The organism is Aquitalea sp. ASV15, from assembly GCF_016429115.1.
GTDB classification, from domain to species: domain Bacteria; phylum Pseudomonadota; class Gammaproteobacteria; order Burkholderiales; family Chromobacteriaceae; genus Aquitalea; species Aquitalea magnusonii.
The window spans coordinates 14,697-30,919 of the sequence record NZ_JAELTZ010000027.1; the positions used below are offsets into that span (position 1 = coordinate 14,697).

A 16,223-nucleotide genomic window follows, 5' to 3' on the forward strand; every position below is an offset into this window, starting at 1 on the left:
GAAGCTCTCGCAAGAGAGAACGTGTAGAGACTGTACGGGCAGGTCGTAAAGACAAGAGACAGTCCAGACCACAAACCCGAAAGGGGTGGCGAAAGCCATAGTTGGTAAGCATAATCCGTTGGTGCCGGGTTCGACTCCCGGGGGGCCCACCAAATATCAAAAGCCGCTGTGTATCCACACAGCGGCTTTTTCATATCTGCCGCGACAGGATGGCCATGCGCTGCTGCCGGCTTGTCCGGGGCTTAGCGTAACAAGCGCTGCTGCAATTGCTGTCTGCTGGCCGGGTCGATGTGCAGCACCGTGTGCAGATAGTTTTCCACTCCCGCGTAATGTTGTTCTACCGTTGCGTAAAAACGGTCCAGATAGCGGCTGTCCACCTGTAGGGCAATGGCGAAGGCCGCTTGCTGGGCTTTGTCAGCCCCCGCGGCGGCGGCCTGGGCAACAAGTCGTGCATTCTCCTGGCTGCGCATGTGGTTGGTTTTCAGGTAGTCGTGATAAATCAGGGTTCTGGAGACCTCCAGTACTTCCAGCATCAGCATGGCGGCGATGCCGGTGCGGTCTTTGCCGGCAGCGCAATGAAACAGCACGCTTTTATCCGCATCATTGGCCAGCACTTCCTGAAAAAACTGCCGGTAACCCGCTTGTGCAGCAGGGGAGAGCGCCAGTTCCTGATACAGCATCTGCATGTATTCTGTGGTTTTGCTCACGCTATCAAGCTGGCTGAAGGCCGCGATAGAGGCCTGCGCCTGCTGTTGTGCTTCGGCCAGCAGATCGATGTGGACATAGCGGGCTTGGGCAATGCTGACATCAGGCCGTTCCAGGGTTTCTGCCGCACTTCTGAAGTCGATGATCTTGCCGAGCTGGTATCGTCCTGCCAGTTGTCGTGCTTGTTCCGGGCTGAGGTGGGACAGCTCGGCAGAGCGCAATAGCCGCTTGTCGATCAGTTGTTTGCCATGCTTGTTTGGAATGCCGCCCAGATCGCGAAAATTGGTGAGGGTGAGCAAGCTAGGGTTCCTTGTATGGTTTCATCATGTGGTGAGGAGGTGTGCCGCGGCCGGAGCGTGGAGCTGCTCTGCTCTGCCGCCCTTGGTCGAATGCGCTGTCCCCTGTGTGGTATGTGCGGGACGACATGATTGTCGGTGATTCCCGTGCGCAACCCAACGGCTGGCGGTGAGCTGGCGCACTGGCCGCAAGTTCATGCTGCATTGCGGAAACTTTTTCCTTGCGCGCGGGTCTAGCTCGCTGGCATGCCGGCCGGCATGCCGCTTTCTCCTGTCTGTTTGGTCGGGTTTCCAAACGCTGTTCCACTGCCCTGTTCGGATTTCCGAATGCATGTCATTGTATTTTTTATTTTATTGTTTAAAAACAAATGCTTGCCATGCTGTTTCGTGAATTTTTCCTGGCATGATTACTGCTGATACGAGCGGACTCAACACCGGTCTTAAAGCCGGGTTACTCTGGAGAAACGCTCGTGAAAACCAACAAGATTACCCTGTGGGTCTTGATCGCCCTGGTATTGGGCATCGCAGTCGGCTACGGCTGTCACACCTCGATTACCGATCCCAAGCAACTGAAAGACGTTGCCGGTTACTTCTCCATCCTGACCGACGTGTTCATGCGTCTGATCAAGATGATCATCGCCCCGCTGGTGATGTCCACGCTGGTGCATGGCATTGGCAGCAGTGATTCCCGTTCGATTGGTCGTGTTGGCCTGAAAGCCATGGGCTGGTTTATGGGGGCCTCGCTGGTTTCCCTGTTCCTGGGCCTGATTTTCGCCAATACCCTGCAGCCGGGCCTGGGTTACACCCTGCCGATGGCTGATGCTTCGGCTCCGGTCGTGAAAGCCACGGCACTGAACCTGAAGGACTTCATCACCCATATGTTCCCCACCAGCTTCTTTGACGCCATGGCGAAAAACGAAGTGCTGCAAGTGGTGGTGTTCTCGGTGTTCTTCGGTGTGGCCATCGCTTCCTACAAGGGTCCGAAGCCTGACATCCTGATGAAGGGTCTGGAACAACTGGCCAACATCATGCTGCGCGTCACCAACATCGTGATGATGTTTGCGCCGGTGGGTGTGTTTGGTGCCGTTGCTGCCACCATTACCGCCGATGGCCTGGGCGTACTGTCGATGTATGCCAAGTTCATGGGCAGCTTCTACCTGGCACTGACCTGCCTGTGGCTGCTGATGATTGCTGCTGCTTATGGCTTTATCGGCAAGAAGATCTTTGGTCTGCTGAAAACCATCCGCATGCCGCTGATGCTGGGCTTTGCCACCGCCAGCAGTGAAGCTGCCTATCCGACCCTGCTGGAACAGCTGGAGCGTTTTGGCATCAAGGAGCGCATTTCCGGCTTTGTGCTGCCGCTGGGTTACTCGTTTAACCTGGACGGCTCCATCATGTACACCTCGTTTGCCGCCCTGTTTATCTCGCAGGTAGCCAACATCCACCTGAGCCTGGGCCAGCAGATCACCATGCTGCTGATCCTGCTGATCACCAGCAAGGGCATTGCCGGCGTGCCGCGTGCCTCGCTGGTGGTGGTGGCTGCGGTACTGCCGATGTTCAACCTGCCGGAAACCGGCATTCTGCTGATCCTGGGTATCGACCACTTCCTGGATATGGGCCGCACCGCGACCAATGTGCTGGGTAATGCGATTGCCACCACCGTGGTGGCTGCATCCGAAGGCGATATCGATGCTGGCGCAGCGCAGAGCAATCCGGCACTGGCAGAAGACCAGGCCTGAGCGCCCCAAGGCCCTGCCACCGTTTTACCTTATAAAAATCCAGTGACAGACCCGGCCTGCCCAAGCCGCCGATACAGGCGGACAGGCAGGACGCGGGGCTGATCGCTGCAGTGAGTTGCTCCCCGGCAACGACATCCCCACTAGTCTTTCTACAAAGAGAAGAGACATGAAAAAAACCTTCAAACTGCTGTTGTCCAGCGCGGCCGTGATGGCTGCCCTGTGTGGTCAATCCGCCCAAGCTGCCGACGCAGCCAAGCCGCATGTGGTGATTCTGGCGACCGGTGGCACCATTGCCGGTACTGGCGCTACCAGCACCACCACCATCGGTTACACCGCAGCCAAGCTGGGCGTGGACAAGATGATTGCCGCCGTGCCCGAGCTGTCCAAGGTGGCCGAGGTACGTGGCGAGCAGGTGGCCCAGATCGCCAGTGAAAGCATGACCAACGAAGTGTGGCTGAAGCTGGCGAAGCGCGTGAACGAGCTGCTGGCGCAGAAGGATGTCGACGGCGTGGTGATTACCCACGGTACCGATACCATCGAAGAAACCGCTTACTTCCTGGACCTGGTGGTCAAGAGCAAGAAGCCGGTGGTGGTGGTGGGCTCCATGCGCCCGTCTACCGCCATCAGTGCTGACGGCCCGATCAACCTGTACAACGCCGTGATCCTGGCCGGTAGCAAGGAAGCCGTTGGCAAGGGTGTGCTGGTATCGCTGAACGATCAGATCAACGCTGCCCGCGAAGTGACCAAGACCAATACCTCCACCACCGACACCTTCAAGACGCCGGAACTGGGTTACCTGGGTTACATGCAGGACAACAAGCCGCACTTCTACCGCATGTCCACCCGCAAGAACACTGCGGATACCGAGTTTGACGTGAGCAAGCTGAACAGCCTGCCGCGCGTCGACATCGTGTACGGCTACGCCAATATGGACCGTGTGGCCATGGATGCCGACATCGCTGCCGGTGCCCAGGGTATCGTGCAGGCTGGTGTGGGTGATGGCAGCATTGCCGCGCAGATGATGCCGGCCTTCCGCGACGCCCGTAAAAAGGGTGTGATCGTGGTACGCAGCTCGCGCGTGGGTAACGGCATCGTGGCCCGTAACGGTGAGGCCAATGACGATCAGGAAGATCTGGTGGTCAGCGACACGCTGAATGCGCAAAAAGCCCGCATCCTGCTGATGCTGGGTCTGACCAAGACCCACGACACCAAAGAACTGCAACGCATGTTCTACACCTATTGAGCCGCAGGGCCGGGCACTGTGCCGGCCTGTCTGCCTGTTGTGATGCCGGTGTCGACCCGGCGTGATCCCCCTGCAACGGCAGCATGGCGCAGTGTCTGCTCATGCAGCCTTTGGCAAGCGGCCCCGGTGGCCGCTTTTTTTGTGCCCGCAGCCTGCTGCCGACCGGGACGGCAGGCTGCTCATCAGCCCGGTCATCAGCCGGGCCATCAACCCGATTGATTCAGGCCGTACTTTTTCAATTTGTCGAACAAGGTGGTCTTGGCCACTTTCAGGGCTTCGCTGGTGCGGCTCAGGCTGTAGCCGTGGCGGCGGAACTCTTCGGCAATCAGTGCGCGCTCGAAGGCTTCCACGGTTTCCGCCAGCGGCAGGCTCTGGCTCAGCTCGCCGGATTCGGACAGCGGGCTGCGGATGCCCAGTACATAGCGCTCGGCTACATTGCGCAGCTCACGCACATTGCCCGGCCAGTCGTAGGCCAGCAGCTCGGCTTGTTCGTGCGCTTCCAGTTGCGGGGTGGGGCGGTCGAAGCGGCTGGCAGCCTGCAGCAGAAAGTATTCGAACAGCAGCGGAATGTCCTCGCGCCGCTCGCGCAGCGGTGGCAATTGCAGGGTGACCACGTTCAGGCGGTAGTAGAGGTCGCTGCGGAAGCTGCCGTTATTGCCCATGGCTTTCAGGTCGGCCTTGGTGGCTGATACCACGCGGCAGTCCACCGGAATGGGGGTATTGGAGCCCAGCCGCTCCAGCGTGCGTTCCTGCAGCACGCGCAGCATCTTGATCTGCAGCGGTAGCGGCATGCTTTCGATTTCATCGAGGAACAGGGTGCCGCCATTGGCGTATTCGATGCGGCCGATGCGGCGCTTGGCCGCGCCGGTGAAAGCATGGGCTTCGTGGCCGAAGATCTCGCTCTCGAACAGGTTTTCCGCCAGCCCGCCGCAGTTGACCGCGACGAAATTGTTTTTCTGGCGGCGGCTGATTTCATGCAGGCAGCGCGCCACCAGCTCCTTGCCGGTGCCGGTTTCGCCCAGGATCAGCACATTGGCCGAGGTATCGGCCAGATCGGCGATCATGCGCCGCACTTTTTCCATGGCTGGCGAACGGCCGATCAGCCGTGCCTCCAGGCTTTGCTTGTCATGCAATTGCCGGCGCAGGCTTTCCACCTCCAGGCTGAGGCGGCGCTGTTCCATGGCGCGGCATACCACTTCATGCAGCCGCTCCGAGGAAAACGGTTTTTCGATAAAGTCGTAGGCCCCATCCTTCATCGCCTGGACTGCCAGGCTGACATCGCCATGGCCGGTGATCAGGATGACCGGCAGGCCGCTGTCGCGGGCCTTGAGCTGGCGCAGCAGCGCCATGCCGTCCTGGCCTTGCAGATGGATGTCACTCACCACCACGCCGGGGAAGCCGGGCAGCAGCAGCGCCAGTGCCTGCTCGGCGCTGGCCACGCCGCGCGCTTCCAGTCCTTCCAGCGCCAGTGCCTGTTCGCAGCCCAGCCGGACATCCGGATCATCTTCGACAATCAACACTTTCATGCCATCAAACATGGCGGTTTTCCTTTGTGGCAAGCGGCAGGGTGATGGTGAATACCGCACCACCCTGCGGGTGGTTGTCGGCGCTCAGGCTGCCGCCGGCTTCGGCAATGATGCCGGCGCTGAGTGTCAGCCCCAGCCCCAGGCCGATGCCGGCGGGCTTGGTGGTGACAAAGGGCTCGAACAGCTGGGCGCGTACGGATTCCTGCAAACCGGGGCCGTTATCGCGAATCTGCAATTGTAGGTGTTCTGTGGTGCGATGGCCGCTGATTTCGATGATGGGCTGGGGCTGGCCTTGCAGCTCGTCCAGGGCGTTGGCCAGCAGGTTGACCAGTACCTGTTCGAAGCGGTTGGGGTCGCAGCGTGCCTGCCACGGCTCCGGCGCATTGGGGCGGAGAATGCGTACCTGGCTGCCCTCCAGCCGGTTGCGCAGCAGCAGCACCGCGCTGTCGATGGCCAGGCTGATGTCCACCGTGCCCAGGCTGCTGGTGGACTTGCGCGCATAGCCTTTGAGCGCGCTGGTGATTTCGCCCATTTTATCCACCAGCTGGCAGATGGTTTGCAGATTGGTGCGGGCGGTGTCGGTTTGCTGGCGTTCGATAAACTTGATGGCATTGCCGGACAGGGTGCGCAGGGCGGCCAGCGGCTGGTTCAGTTCGTGCGCGATGCCGGTGGCCAGCTGGCCCAGCACCGCCAGTTTGCCGGCCTGCACCAGGTTGTCCTGGGTCTGGCGCAGATGCTGTTCGGCGCGGATGCGTTCGCTGACTTCTTCCTGCAATTGCTGGTTGGCACGCGACAGGTCGGCGGTGCGCTCTTCGACCTTGCGTTCCAGCTCGCGATAAGCCTGCTGCAGGGCTTCACGGGCGGCCAGCTTGTCACGCAGGCGGCGGCGCCGTTCGTTCAGCCACAGAATGCCGGTGAGGCTGAGCAGGGTGAGCAGGGCGGCCAGCGCCGCACGGTTATAGGCCAGCTGGTACACCGGCTCCAGGCTGGACAGCACGGTAAGCCGCCAGTTGGACAGCGGCAGTTGCAGCGACTGCCCCAGCATGTCGCGCGGGTAGGCCAGCCGGCTCAGCGTGCGCCGGCCGCTCTGGTCCAGCCGGTAGATGTGGCTGCCGTTGCCCAGGCTGCGGCGCTCTTCCAGCCCCAGTGGCGGCAGCGGTTTGCGGTTGTATTGGCGGTTGCGGTCGAAGGCATCCTGCAGGGCCTTGCTGAAGGGCTTGAGGGTGCTGAATTTCCAGCCCGGTTCGGTGGCCAGGATGACCACTTCATTCTGGTCGGACACCATCACCATGGTCTTGTTTTCGCGCCACAGCTTTTCCAGGTATTCCATGTTGATCTTGACCACGGCCACGCCGATGATGCGGCCGTGGCTGCTCAGCGGCTCGGACAGATAGTAGCCGGCTTCGCTGCGGGTGGTGCCCACGCCGAAAAAGCGGCCGGGCTGGCCGTTGATGGCATCGGTGAAATAGGCACGGAAGGCATCGTTTTCGCCCAGGTAGCTGTCCGGCTGCCGCCAGTTGCTGGTGGCGCGCACGATGCCGCTGCTGTCCATGATGTAAATGGCGCTGGCACCGGTGCGCTGGCTCAGCCGTTCCAGGTAGTCATTGGCCGCTTGCTGGCGCTGGCGGTCTTGCGGAGCGTGCAGCAGCCGCTCCACATAGGGCGACAGGCCGAGCAGGCTGGGCAGGCGGGCGTAGTGGCCGATCTCGCTGTTGAGGCTGTTGGCGTACAGCTCCAGCCGCTGGGTGTTGGCGGCCCGCAGCTCGTCCAGCGAACCGTCCACGCTGGCGCGAAAGGCGGCGACGGCGGCAATGTCCATCAGCACCAGCAATAGCGCTATGCGGAGTACGGTACGCAGTTTCAAGCGAAATCCAATCCTCGGAGTGGGCTGTGCCGGACGGTGCCGGCGGCCAGCAGAAAGGCGGCCGTTGGCCGCCTGCGGTGATCAGGGTCTGGCCGCAGCGCATGGCGGCAGCCGGCTATTGTAGCAAATGCCTTTGCCTTCGCGGTGATGCTTCCCTGCCTGGGACGCGCGACATCCGGTGCGGCGCGGCGCCGGGACGGCATCGGCAAGTGCTGCGGCAGGCCCGCTTGCGCCGGGTAAGCGGCGCTTACAGATAGCGTTCGAAGTGGCTGACCAGCCGCTTCAGGTCGTGGGCCGTGGTGTGCAGTTGCTGGGCGACCTCGCGGGTGGTGGCGATGCTGTGGCTGTTCTGCTCGGTGAGCGCACTCATGGTTTCCATGTTCTGTGCCACTTCGGTGGAGGCAGAGGACTGCTGCTGCAGCATTTCCGCTACGTTGGCCGCCGATTGCGCCACGCCCTGGTTGGCCTCGCGGATGGCCGCCAGGCTGGTACTGGCGGTGCCGATGGCGTTTTCCACGCCCTGCACCCGCTCCAGCGCGCCATGCACATTCTGCAATACCTGGTGCGTGCGCTGGTGTAGCACATTGATGGATTGTTCGATTTCCAGGGTATTGCCGGCGGTGCGCTCGGCCAGTTTGCGCACTTCGTCGGCCACCACGGCGAAGCCACGTCCCTGCTCGCCGGCGCGGGCGGCTTCGATGGCGGCATTCAGCGCCAATAGATTGGTCTGGTTGGCGATTTCCTTGATGACCGAGGTGACCGAGCCGATTTCCTCGGCTGATTTTTCCAGCACCAGAATGGCATCGCGCGTAATCTGGAATTCTCCCATCACCTGACGGGTCACTGCGCGGGTCTGCTGCATCCTGTCCTCGCCCTGATCGGCCAGCTGGTTGGCGGTGCCGGCATGCTCGGCACCGCTGCGGGTGGTGATGGAGATTTCATTGACCGATACCGATAGCTGCTCCAGCGCCGCCGCCACCCGCGTGATGCCGGCCAGAGTATGCTCGCCGCGCTGCTGCAGTTGACTGGCCTCGGCATGGGTGGCGGTGGCGGCCTGGCTGATGTCGTGTGCACCGGCCACCACGTCGGCCAGTACGGCACGGGTATTGATGCGCATGGTTTCCAGCATTTCCAGCATCTGCCGCATGTCCTGGCAACCGGATTGGGGAATGGCTTGCTTGAAATTGCCCTCGGCCAATCTGGCCAGCCCCTGCCTGGCCTGTTGCAGTGGCGTGGCCAGGCGCTGGTGAATCAGCAGCGCTGCGCCAAGCAGCCAGATGATGCTGGCGCTGTTCAGGATGTGGTGCAGCATGCTTTGCGGCAGGATGTATTCCAGCAGCAAGGCGAGGACGGGTGGCAGCATGGCCAGCAGCAACAGGGCCTGCATGCTGAGTGCCTGCTGCTGGCGTGTGGTCGGAAAGCTGGCACGCCGGGCACGCACCTCGGCATAGAGCTGTTCGGCCTGCCGGCACTGCTCCGGGTCCGGGGCGCTGCGTACCGACATATAGCCGGTGACCTGCCCGTTTTCGCGCAAGGGGGTGACATAGGCATCCACCCAGTAAAAGTCGCCCTGCTTGCTGCGGTTCTTGACCAGTCCGCGCCAGGGATGGCCGGCTTCCACGGTATGCCACAGATCGGCAAAGGCTTCGGCGGGCATGTCCGGGTGGCGTACCACGCTGTGTGGCTGGCCGATCAGCTCTGCTTCGGTAAAACCGCTGATCTCGATAAAGGCACGGTTGGCATAGGTGATCACCCCCTTGAGGTCGGTCTTGGTGACGATGGGGCGCTGCGGATGCAGGAATAACTCGTGGTGGGTGACTGGCTGGTTGTTGCGCATGACGGGCTCCCTGAGCAAGGTTTCCGTCCGGCGTGTCGTGCGGCGACGATGGGCAAGGGCAGGGCCGCAAACCGATACCGTACGGTATTGTTGCTCTAGCGGTATAGGCGAAAAATCCGCATGCCATATTTTTCTTTTGTCGCGGTTTGATCTCTGACAAAGCGCTGTGGCGCATGGGCGCTGCCACGCCGCAGCGGCCTGTTGTCAGCCGCTCTGCTGACTGGCCTCTTGCAGTACCTGCTGCAGCAATAGCGCAAAGCTGTCGACCAGGGCGGAGGCCGGCCGGTGCAAGGGTCGCACCAGATGCACGCGAAAAGGCAGGGAAACCGCCAGCTGTCTGACCACCACGCCTTGGGAGGCAAACTCCAGCGCGGTGAGCGGATTGACCACGGCGATGCCGATGCCCTGGCGCACCATGCTGCACACCGAGGCAGCGCTGTGGGTTTCCAGCACCAGTTGCCGCTGCACTTGCTGTTCGGCAAACAGGCTGTCCAGCTGCTGGCGATAGATGTCGCTGACCGACAGGCTGATAAAGGGCTGGCCGGCGAAGTCGGCCAATTCCAGTACCGGCTTGTTGCACAGGGCGTGGCCGCTGGGCAGTACTGCCACTTCATCGGCGCAGAACACCTGTTGCTGACTGGTGCCGGCAGGCTGGCGCTGGCTTTCGGTCAAGCCCAGATCATGGCGCTGCGCGGCCAGCCACTCTTCCAGCAGCGGCGACTCCTGCGGCGTGATATTCAGCCTGACCTTGGGATAACGGGCCAGAAAGCGCTGGCAGACGGTGGGCAGCACCGCCTGCGAGAACATCGGCAGACAGGCAATCGACAGCTGGCCATGGTCGAACTGGCGCAGGGCCTGGGCGGTACTGACGATGCGTTCCAGTCCCAGATAGGAGCGCTCGACTTCTTCGAACAGCTGCAAGGCCTGCAGGGTGGGGCGCAGCCGCCCCCTTACCCGTTCAAACAGGGTGAGTCCGCTCAGTTGTTCCAGCCTGGCCAGTTCGCGGCTGACTGTGGGCTGCGAGCTGTTGAGCAGGGTCGCCGCCTCGGTGACGCTGCCGGTGGTCATGATGGCGTGGAAGATTTCCACATGGCGCAGATTGAAGGACATGGCAGGACTCGCTTGGCTCGGGCAGGCCATATCATAAATGAAAGACATGGCGATAAATTGATATTTTATTTTAGTCGCAGGCTGCGGCAGTATCATGGCAATCATTGAATGGAATGCCATGAAAACTTTCGCTGCCTCCCAACTTGCCTCCCTGGCCCAACAATTCGGCGCCCCGCTGTGGGTATACGATGCCGCGGTGATTCGCGCCCGCATCGCCCAGCTCAAGCAGTTCGATGTCATCCGCTATGCGCAGAAGGCCAATTCCAATACCCATATCCTGCGCCTGATGCGTGCGCAGGGCGTGATGGTGGATGCGGTGTCGCTGGGCGAGATCGAACGTGCGCGCCAGGCCGGTTACGACTTGTCGTCGGCCGAGCCGTCCGAGGTGGTATTTACCGCCGATGTGCTGGACCGCGCCACGCTGGAGCAGGTGGTGGCCGAGCGCATCGTGGTCAACGCCGGCAGCATCGACATGCTGCGCCAGCTGGGCGAACGCTCGCCGGGTCATCGGGTGTGGCTGCGCATCAATCCCGGTTTTGGCCATGGTCACAGCCACAAGACCAATACCGGTGGTGAAAACAGCAAGCACGGCATCTGGCATGCCGATCTGCCACAGGCGCTGGCGGTGATCGCCGAGTGCGGCCTCAAGCTGGTGGGCATCCACATGCATATCGGTTCGGGTGTCGATTATGGCCATCTGCAGCAGGTATGCGGTGCCATGGTGGAGCTGGTGCGCAGCCTGGGGCAGGATATCGAGGCCATTTCGGCCGGCGGTGGCCTGTCCATTCCCTATCGCGACGGTGATGGCCGCATCGATACCGAACATTATTTCCAGCTGTGGGATAGCGCGCGCAAGCAAGTGGAACAACTGCTGGGCCACGCGGTGCGGCTGGAGATCGAACCGGGCCGCTTCCTGGTGGCCGAAGCCGGTGCGCTGGTGGCCGAGGTGCGTGCGGTCAAGGACATGGGCAGCCGTCATTTCGTGCTGGTGGATGCCGGGTTCAATGACCTGATGCGTCCTTCGCTGTATGGCAGCTACCACGAAATTTCCGTGCTGGAGCGCAGTGGTCAGGAGAAAACCGGCCAGGTGGCCACGGTAGTGGCCGGCCCCCTGTGCGAGTCGGGTGATGTGTTCACCCAGCAGGAAGGCGGCGTGGTGGAAAGCCGCGACCTGCCGCCGGCGGCAGTGGGTGACTGGCTGGTGTTCCACGATGCCGGTGCTTATGGCGCCACCATGTCGTCCAACTACAATAGCCGTCCGCTGCTGGCCGAGGTATTGCTGGATGAGGCTGGCCCGCGGCTGATCCGTCGCCGGCAGACCATGGCGGAATTGCTGGCGCTGGAAGCGGTGTAAGCCGCGATATCCGGCCAGCACAGCCCGCCGTCACGGCGGGCTTTTTGCTGCGCAGCAGTGGAATGCTCAGAAGTCCTTGCGCATCATCAGCCAGGTGGCGTTGGCATCGGGCTGCTGCAGTTTCAGCGCGCGCTGGCCGCCAGCGTTTTGCCTGACCTGGCCATAGCCGGCTTGCAGCCAGCTGGTTTTGCTCAGGTAGTACTCGGCGCCGATGGCCCACTGGTTGGCGCCCCAGTTCAGGCTCTGGCCATCGACCTTCACCTGGCGGCGGTGCGAGTACAGCGCCATCGGCTTGAAGTTGCCCATGCGGTAAGCGGCGCTCAGCGCATACACCTGACTGGTGAGCTTGTTGTTGCCGGTTTTGGCGATGCTGGTTTCCAGGATGCCCGGTATCTCGAAGTCGTTGCTATTGTCCAGATTCTTGTGGGCATTGCCGTACAGCGTGATTTTTTGCAGGGTGGCGGCCAGTGACAGATTATTGGCGTTGTAGCCGAATTCCAGCCGGTGTATGCCGCTGTTGTTGCTGGCAATGCTGTTCAGCCTGGTCATGTAGGCGTAGGTGGCGAAGTAGGCGGCATCGGCGTAAGACAGGCGCAGGCCCCAGGTATCGCCGCTGCTCTTGCCATCCTCCTGCTTTTCGCCGGCACCGTATTGCAGGCTGCCCTGTACGCCGGACAGGCGCGGGCTGTCGTAGCGCAGGCTGTTCTTGGCGCGGCTGTCGCCATAGTTGTTGCTGCCGAAGATGTCGCGTGCTTCATACAGCGGGTAGGCGATGCCGCCTTTCACGTCGCGGCGCGGGCTGGCCATGATGTCGGTGGCCTGGGTATTGGTGAGGACATCATCGAGATACCCGGCACGTACTGTGCCCCAGCCGCCTTCCAGCCCGACAAAGCTCATGCGGTTGGCCAGCTGGCCGCTGCCGGTGCCATTGTTGGGCACGCCATCCAGCGCCATGCCGGTCTCCACCTGCCAGATCGCCTGCAGCCCGCTGCCCAGGTCTTCGCGGCCCTTGAAACCAATCCGGCTGCCATAGTCATCGATGCCGCTGCTGTGACGGTAATTGGTATCGGCACTTTTCATGCTGTTGATGCCAACGCGCAGCGAGCCGTAGACGGTGACATCGGCCTGGGCCAGTGCGGGCAGGGTGCAGGCCAGGACGGTGGCCAGAATGCGTGGGTTCATGAGTTTTCCTGATCATTGACGGGATAGCCCTTGCGCCGTGGCGGAGGGCTTGGGCGGGCAGAGTGTGCTAAGGCGGGCGCGGCAGCGTCAATGCATCAGTGTGTAGCGGGAAATTGGCAGTTATTTACGTAAATTTGCGTTTATTTTTGCGTATTTTCTTTTAATTGCAGGCAAGATGCGCGTACTGGGCGGGCTGACTGCTACGCAGGGTTGGGGTGTGGCTGTACTGAATGTCGGGATGGTTATACTTGTCCGACAGTTGACCAGGAGCAGGATGGGGAGGGTGTAGGCTGATTCAGCCGTTTGCCAGGGTGATTCCGGCCCTGTTTGGGAGGCGTCTGGGTGGGGCCACAAAGGAAAACGCCTCCGGCTGGCGGAGGCGTGGAGCGCGACCGGCCCGTTGCCGGGCCAGGCAGTTACATATTCATATTGTTGATGACGAACTTGACGCCCGGCACCTTTTCGGCGATGACGCCGGCCTTGAACATCTGCTGGTCATCGGTCATCTTGCCGTCGATGGTCACTTCCTGCTTTTTGCTGACAACGTGCAGGTTCAGCGCTTTCAGTTCCGGATCAGCATCCAGAGCGTTCTTGACATTGGTGGCCAGCTGTTCGTCGCTGGGAACCGCATCTTCGGCATGTGCCATGAGCGGGGCGAAGCCAATGTTCAGGGCCAGGGTTGCCAACAGGGCGGAACGAGCGAAAAGGTGCTTCATGGTTATCTCCTTGCTTCAAGCAGCGTGATGGCCTGGCCGACCATTGCGATGGATCGCCAGTGGACTGTGTTGTGGCGACATGTTATCCAGCTTTGTTTGCAGTTTTGTTGCGGCTCGATGAAATGATGCATCTGGCGAACTCGCCGGCCAGCTCCGGGTCAGACGCCAGTCCTCACCGTGCAGCGCTGCGCTGTGCACGGTAACATGGCAGCTGGCTGCCAGCAGTCCGCACCACCCTGATTCTCAATTACGCAAGTTCCCGTCCATGCTGAAACGATTGTTATTGCTGCTGCCACTGTTGTGGCTGGCCGCCTGTTCCACTACTTCCCCCCCCATGCCGCGTCCGGGCGATGGCGGTGTGCTGAGTCCGGCAGCCTTGCCGGCCTGGCAGCAGCAGAATATGGGCGACACCCTGTCGGCCCTGCAGCAAAGCTGCAAGGTGACGGCACGCAAGCCGGGCTGGCAGGCGGTCTGTGCCGATGCCGCACGCATTCCATCTGGCGATGACACCCGGGCGCGGCTGTTCTTTGAAAGCCACTTCAATGCCTGGGCGGTACGCGATAGCGCCGGCAGCGGCGGCTTGATTACCGGTTATTACGAACCCCTGCTCAATGGCAGCCGCAGCCGCAGCGAGCGCACGCCGTATCCGGTCTATGGCGTGCCGGCCGACCTGCTGGTGCTGGATTACCCGCCCGCCCTGCATGGCCGCAGCGTGCTGGTGGCTCGCAAGGCGGCTGGCAATCGCTTGCAGTTACTGCCGGGCAAGAATGAAGCCGCGCCGGGCGAGATTGAAATCCATCCGGCGGATTTCCCCGTCGACCCGCGCAGCAACAAGCTCAAGGGCCGGCTGGCAGGCAATCGTCTGCTGCCGTATTACACCCGGGCCGAGATCGCCCAGGGCAAGGGCGTGGCCAGCGCGCCGGTGCTGGCCTGGGTGGAAGACCCGGTGGAACTGTTCTTCCTGCAGGTGCAAGGCTCCGGCCGCATCCAGCTGGAGGACGGCAGTTTCCTGCATGTCGGCTATGCCGAGCAGAATGGCTATGCCTATCAGTCGATTGGCAAATGGCTGGTGGAAAAAGGGGAGCTGACCTTGTCTGCCGCCTCGATGCAGGGCATACAGGGCTGGATCAAGGCCCACCCCGGCCGGCAGCAGGAGCTGTTTGCGGTCAACCCCAGCTATGTCTTCTTCAAGACGCTGCCCGGTGGAGACAGTGGCCCGGCCGGTGCGCTGGGGGTGCCGCTGACTGGTGGTTACAGCATTGCGGTGGATCCGCATTACATTCCGCTGGGCACGCCGGTCTATCTGGCCACCACCTGGCCGCTCAGCCAGCAACCACTGACGCGGCTGGTGCATGCGCAGGATACTGGCAGCGCCATCCGCGGAGCGGTGCGTGCCGACCTGTTCTGGGGGTATGGCAGCGAGGCCGGCATGTATGCGGGCCGCATGAAGCAGAGCGGCAGCATGTGGATGCTGCTGCCCAAGGGCATGACGCCGTCGATGGCGGCTGCGCCTTGACATGAACACGGACGACAAGAACGGATGAAAGCAAGCTGGCTGGGATGGGGGATGCTGTTGGCGCTGCTGGCCGGGTGTGGCAAGCACGCGGAGGAGGCGGCCAGCGGCAAGACGGTTGCCTCCGCTGCCGTGGCCGGCGCACGCGAACTGGCGCGTGCCGATGTCGAAGTGGCGCAGCTGTCGGGCTTGCGGGATGCGCTGCCGTTTACCGGCACGCTGGCCGCACTGAAAAGCAGCAGCATCGCCGCCGAGGTGGAGGCCAGGGTCAAGGATGTGCTGGTGCGCGAAGGCGAGACGGTGCGGCAGGGACAGGAGCTGGCGCGGCTGGACTCGGAATCGCTGGACCAGTCGGTGAGCGAGCAGCAGGCCCAGCTGGCCGGCAACCAGTCGCGGCTGAAGCTGGCGCGCATCAAGCTGGACAAGCAGCACGAGCTGCTGCAGAAAGGTTTCATTTCCCAGCTGGCCTACGACGAGGCCGAGAGCGAATTCACCGTGCGCCAGGGCGAGTTGCAGGCGCAGAGCAGCCAGCTGGCCCGGGCGCGGCGGCTGCAGGCAGACAGCGTGGTGCGCGCGCCGATTGCCGGCGTGGTCTACGAGCGCAAGATCAACCCCGGTGAAATCGCCGCCAAGAATGCGCGGCTGTTTTCCATTGCCGATCTGGGGGTGCTGGAGTTGAGCGCGACAGTGCCGGCACAATGGATAGGCCGCATCCAGCCCGGCCAGCAGGCACGCTTCAGCGTGGAGGGCCTGCCGGATGAGCTGAGCGGTGCCGTGGTGCGCGTCAATCCGGTGGCGCAGAGCGGCACCCGCAGTTTTCTGATTTACATCCGTGTCGACAATCATGACGGCCGGCTCAAGGCCGGCCAGTTTGCCAAGGGCGGCGTGGTATTGCGCCAGCTGGAAGGGCAGGTGGTGTTGCCGCAGACCGCGGTGCAGGACTTGCAAGGCAAGCCCTGGGTGATGCTGGTGGAGCAGGGCCGGCTGCAGCGGCGGCCGGTGCAGGTGCTGTTATGGTCGCAGACCGAGCGCAAGGTGGCGCTGCTGGGGGTGAAGCCGGGCCAGCTGGTCCTGTCCGCTGCGCTGCTGGGGGTGGCGGCCGGTGATGCCGTCAGCCTGCCGGCCGGCCTCAAGTAAG

Annotated in this window: 12 protein-coding genes; 5 read left to right on the forward strand and 7 right to left on the reverse strand. The window is 62.2% G+C overall.

Features of this window, described 5'->3' with window-relative positions; translation table 11 throughout:
- Window positions 1-242 precede the first annotated feature (242 nt).
- Window positions 243-1,004 carry a tyrosine-protein phosphatase gene (locus JHD64_RS13040; protein ID WP_199053495.1) on the reverse strand — a complete coding sequence of 254 codons (762 nt, stop codon included), beginning with the start codon at window positions 1,002-1,004 and terminating at the stop codon, window positions 243-245.
- A 467-nt stretch (window positions 1,005-1,471) separates the two neighbouring features.
- On the opposite strand from JHD64_RS13040, the gene JHD64_RS13045 reads away from it, so the two are divergent.
- Window positions 1,472-2,740: a dicarboxylate/amino acid:cation symporter gene (locus tag JHD64_RS13045; RefSeq protein ID WP_199053496.1), complete on the forward strand. Its 1,269-nt coding sequence runs from the start codon at window positions 1,472-1,474 to the stop codon at window positions 2,738-2,740.
- A gap of 166 nt (window positions 2,741-2,906) precedes the next feature.
- Window positions 2,907-3,983, forward strand: coding sequence for a type II asparaginase (locus JHD64_RS13050; protein WP_110313380.1), 1,077 nt, complete (start codon window positions 2,907-2,909; stop codon window positions 3,981-3,983).
- A gap of 206 nt (window positions 3,984-4,189) precedes the next feature.
- Here JHD64_RS13050 and JHD64_RS13055 read toward each other — a convergent pair whose 3' ends face one another.
- The 4 genes from JHD64_RS13055 to JHD64_RS13070 form a co-directional block, all read right to left on the reverse strand.
- The gene (locus JHD64_RS13055) at window positions 4,190-5,521 is read right to left on the reverse strand and encodes a sigma-54 dependent transcriptional regulator (RefSeq protein ID WP_199053497.1); all 1,332 of its coding nucleotides are present in this window, start codon (window positions 5,519-5,521) and stop codon (window positions 4,190-4,192) included.
- Window positions 5,514-7,373 carry an ATP-binding protein gene (locus tag JHD64_RS13060; protein WP_199053498.1) on the reverse strand — a complete coding sequence of 620 codons (1,860 nt, stop codon included), beginning with the start codon at window positions 7,371-7,373 and terminating at the stop codon, window positions 5,514-5,516. The genes JHD64_RS13055 and JHD64_RS13060 overlap by 8 nt, the downstream gene beginning before the upstream one ends.
- A 247-nt stretch (window positions 7,374-7,620) precedes the next feature.
- Entirely contained in the window at window positions 7,621-9,210 is a 1,590-nt protein-coding gene (locus tag JHD64_RS13065; protein WP_199053499.1) for a PAS domain-containing methyl-accepting chemotaxis protein, read from the reverse strand.
- Window positions 9,211-9,414: 204 nt separating this feature from the next.
- Window positions 9,415-10,320, reverse strand: a complete 906-nt coding sequence (locus JHD64_RS13070; protein WP_199053500.1) for a LysR family transcriptional regulator — start codon at window positions 10,318-10,320, stop codon at window positions 9,415-9,417.
- Window positions 10,321-10,438: 118 nt separating this feature from the next.
- On the opposite strand from JHD64_RS13070, the gene lysA reads away from it, so the two are divergent.
- A complete protein-coding gene (gene lysA / locus JHD64_RS13075; protein WP_059286818.1) occupies window positions 10,439-11,674 on the forward strand; it encodes a diaminopimelate decarboxylase in 1,236 nt (411 codons plus the stop codon).
- A gap of 66 nt (window positions 11,675-11,740) precedes the next feature.
- Here lysA and JHD64_RS13080 read toward each other — a convergent pair whose 3' ends face one another.
- Together JHD64_RS13080 and JHD64_RS13085 are read right to left on the reverse strand one after the other, a co-directional pair.
- Window positions 11,741-12,856 (reverse strand): porin, encoded by a 1,116-nt coding sequence (locus tag JHD64_RS13080; RefSeq protein ID WP_199053501.1) that lies wholly within the window; start codon window positions 12,854-12,856, stop codon window positions 11,741-11,743.
- Window positions 12,857-13,272: 416 nt separating this feature from the next.
- Complete coding sequence (locus tag JHD64_RS13085; protein ID WP_233170483.1) at window positions 13,273-13,572, reverse strand: BON domain-containing protein; 300 nt, start codon at window positions 13,570-13,572, stop codon at window positions 13,273-13,275.
- Window positions 13,573-13,837: 265 nt separating this feature from the next.
- On the opposite strand from JHD64_RS13085, the gene JHD64_RS13090 reads away from it, so the two are divergent.
- Complete coding sequence (locus JHD64_RS13090; protein ID WP_199053502.1) at window positions 13,838-15,088, forward strand: murein transglycosylase A; 1,251 nt, start codon at window positions 13,838-13,840, stop codon at window positions 15,086-15,088.
- A gap of 51 nt (window positions 15,089-15,139) precedes the next feature.
- On the forward strand, window positions 15,140-16,222 hold the full coding sequence (locus JHD64_RS13095) for an efflux RND transporter periplasmic adaptor subunit (RefSeq protein ID WP_199053503.1): 1,083 nt from the start codon (window positions 15,140-15,142) through the stop codon (window positions 16,220-16,222).
- Window position 16,223: the final 1 nt, after the last annotated feature.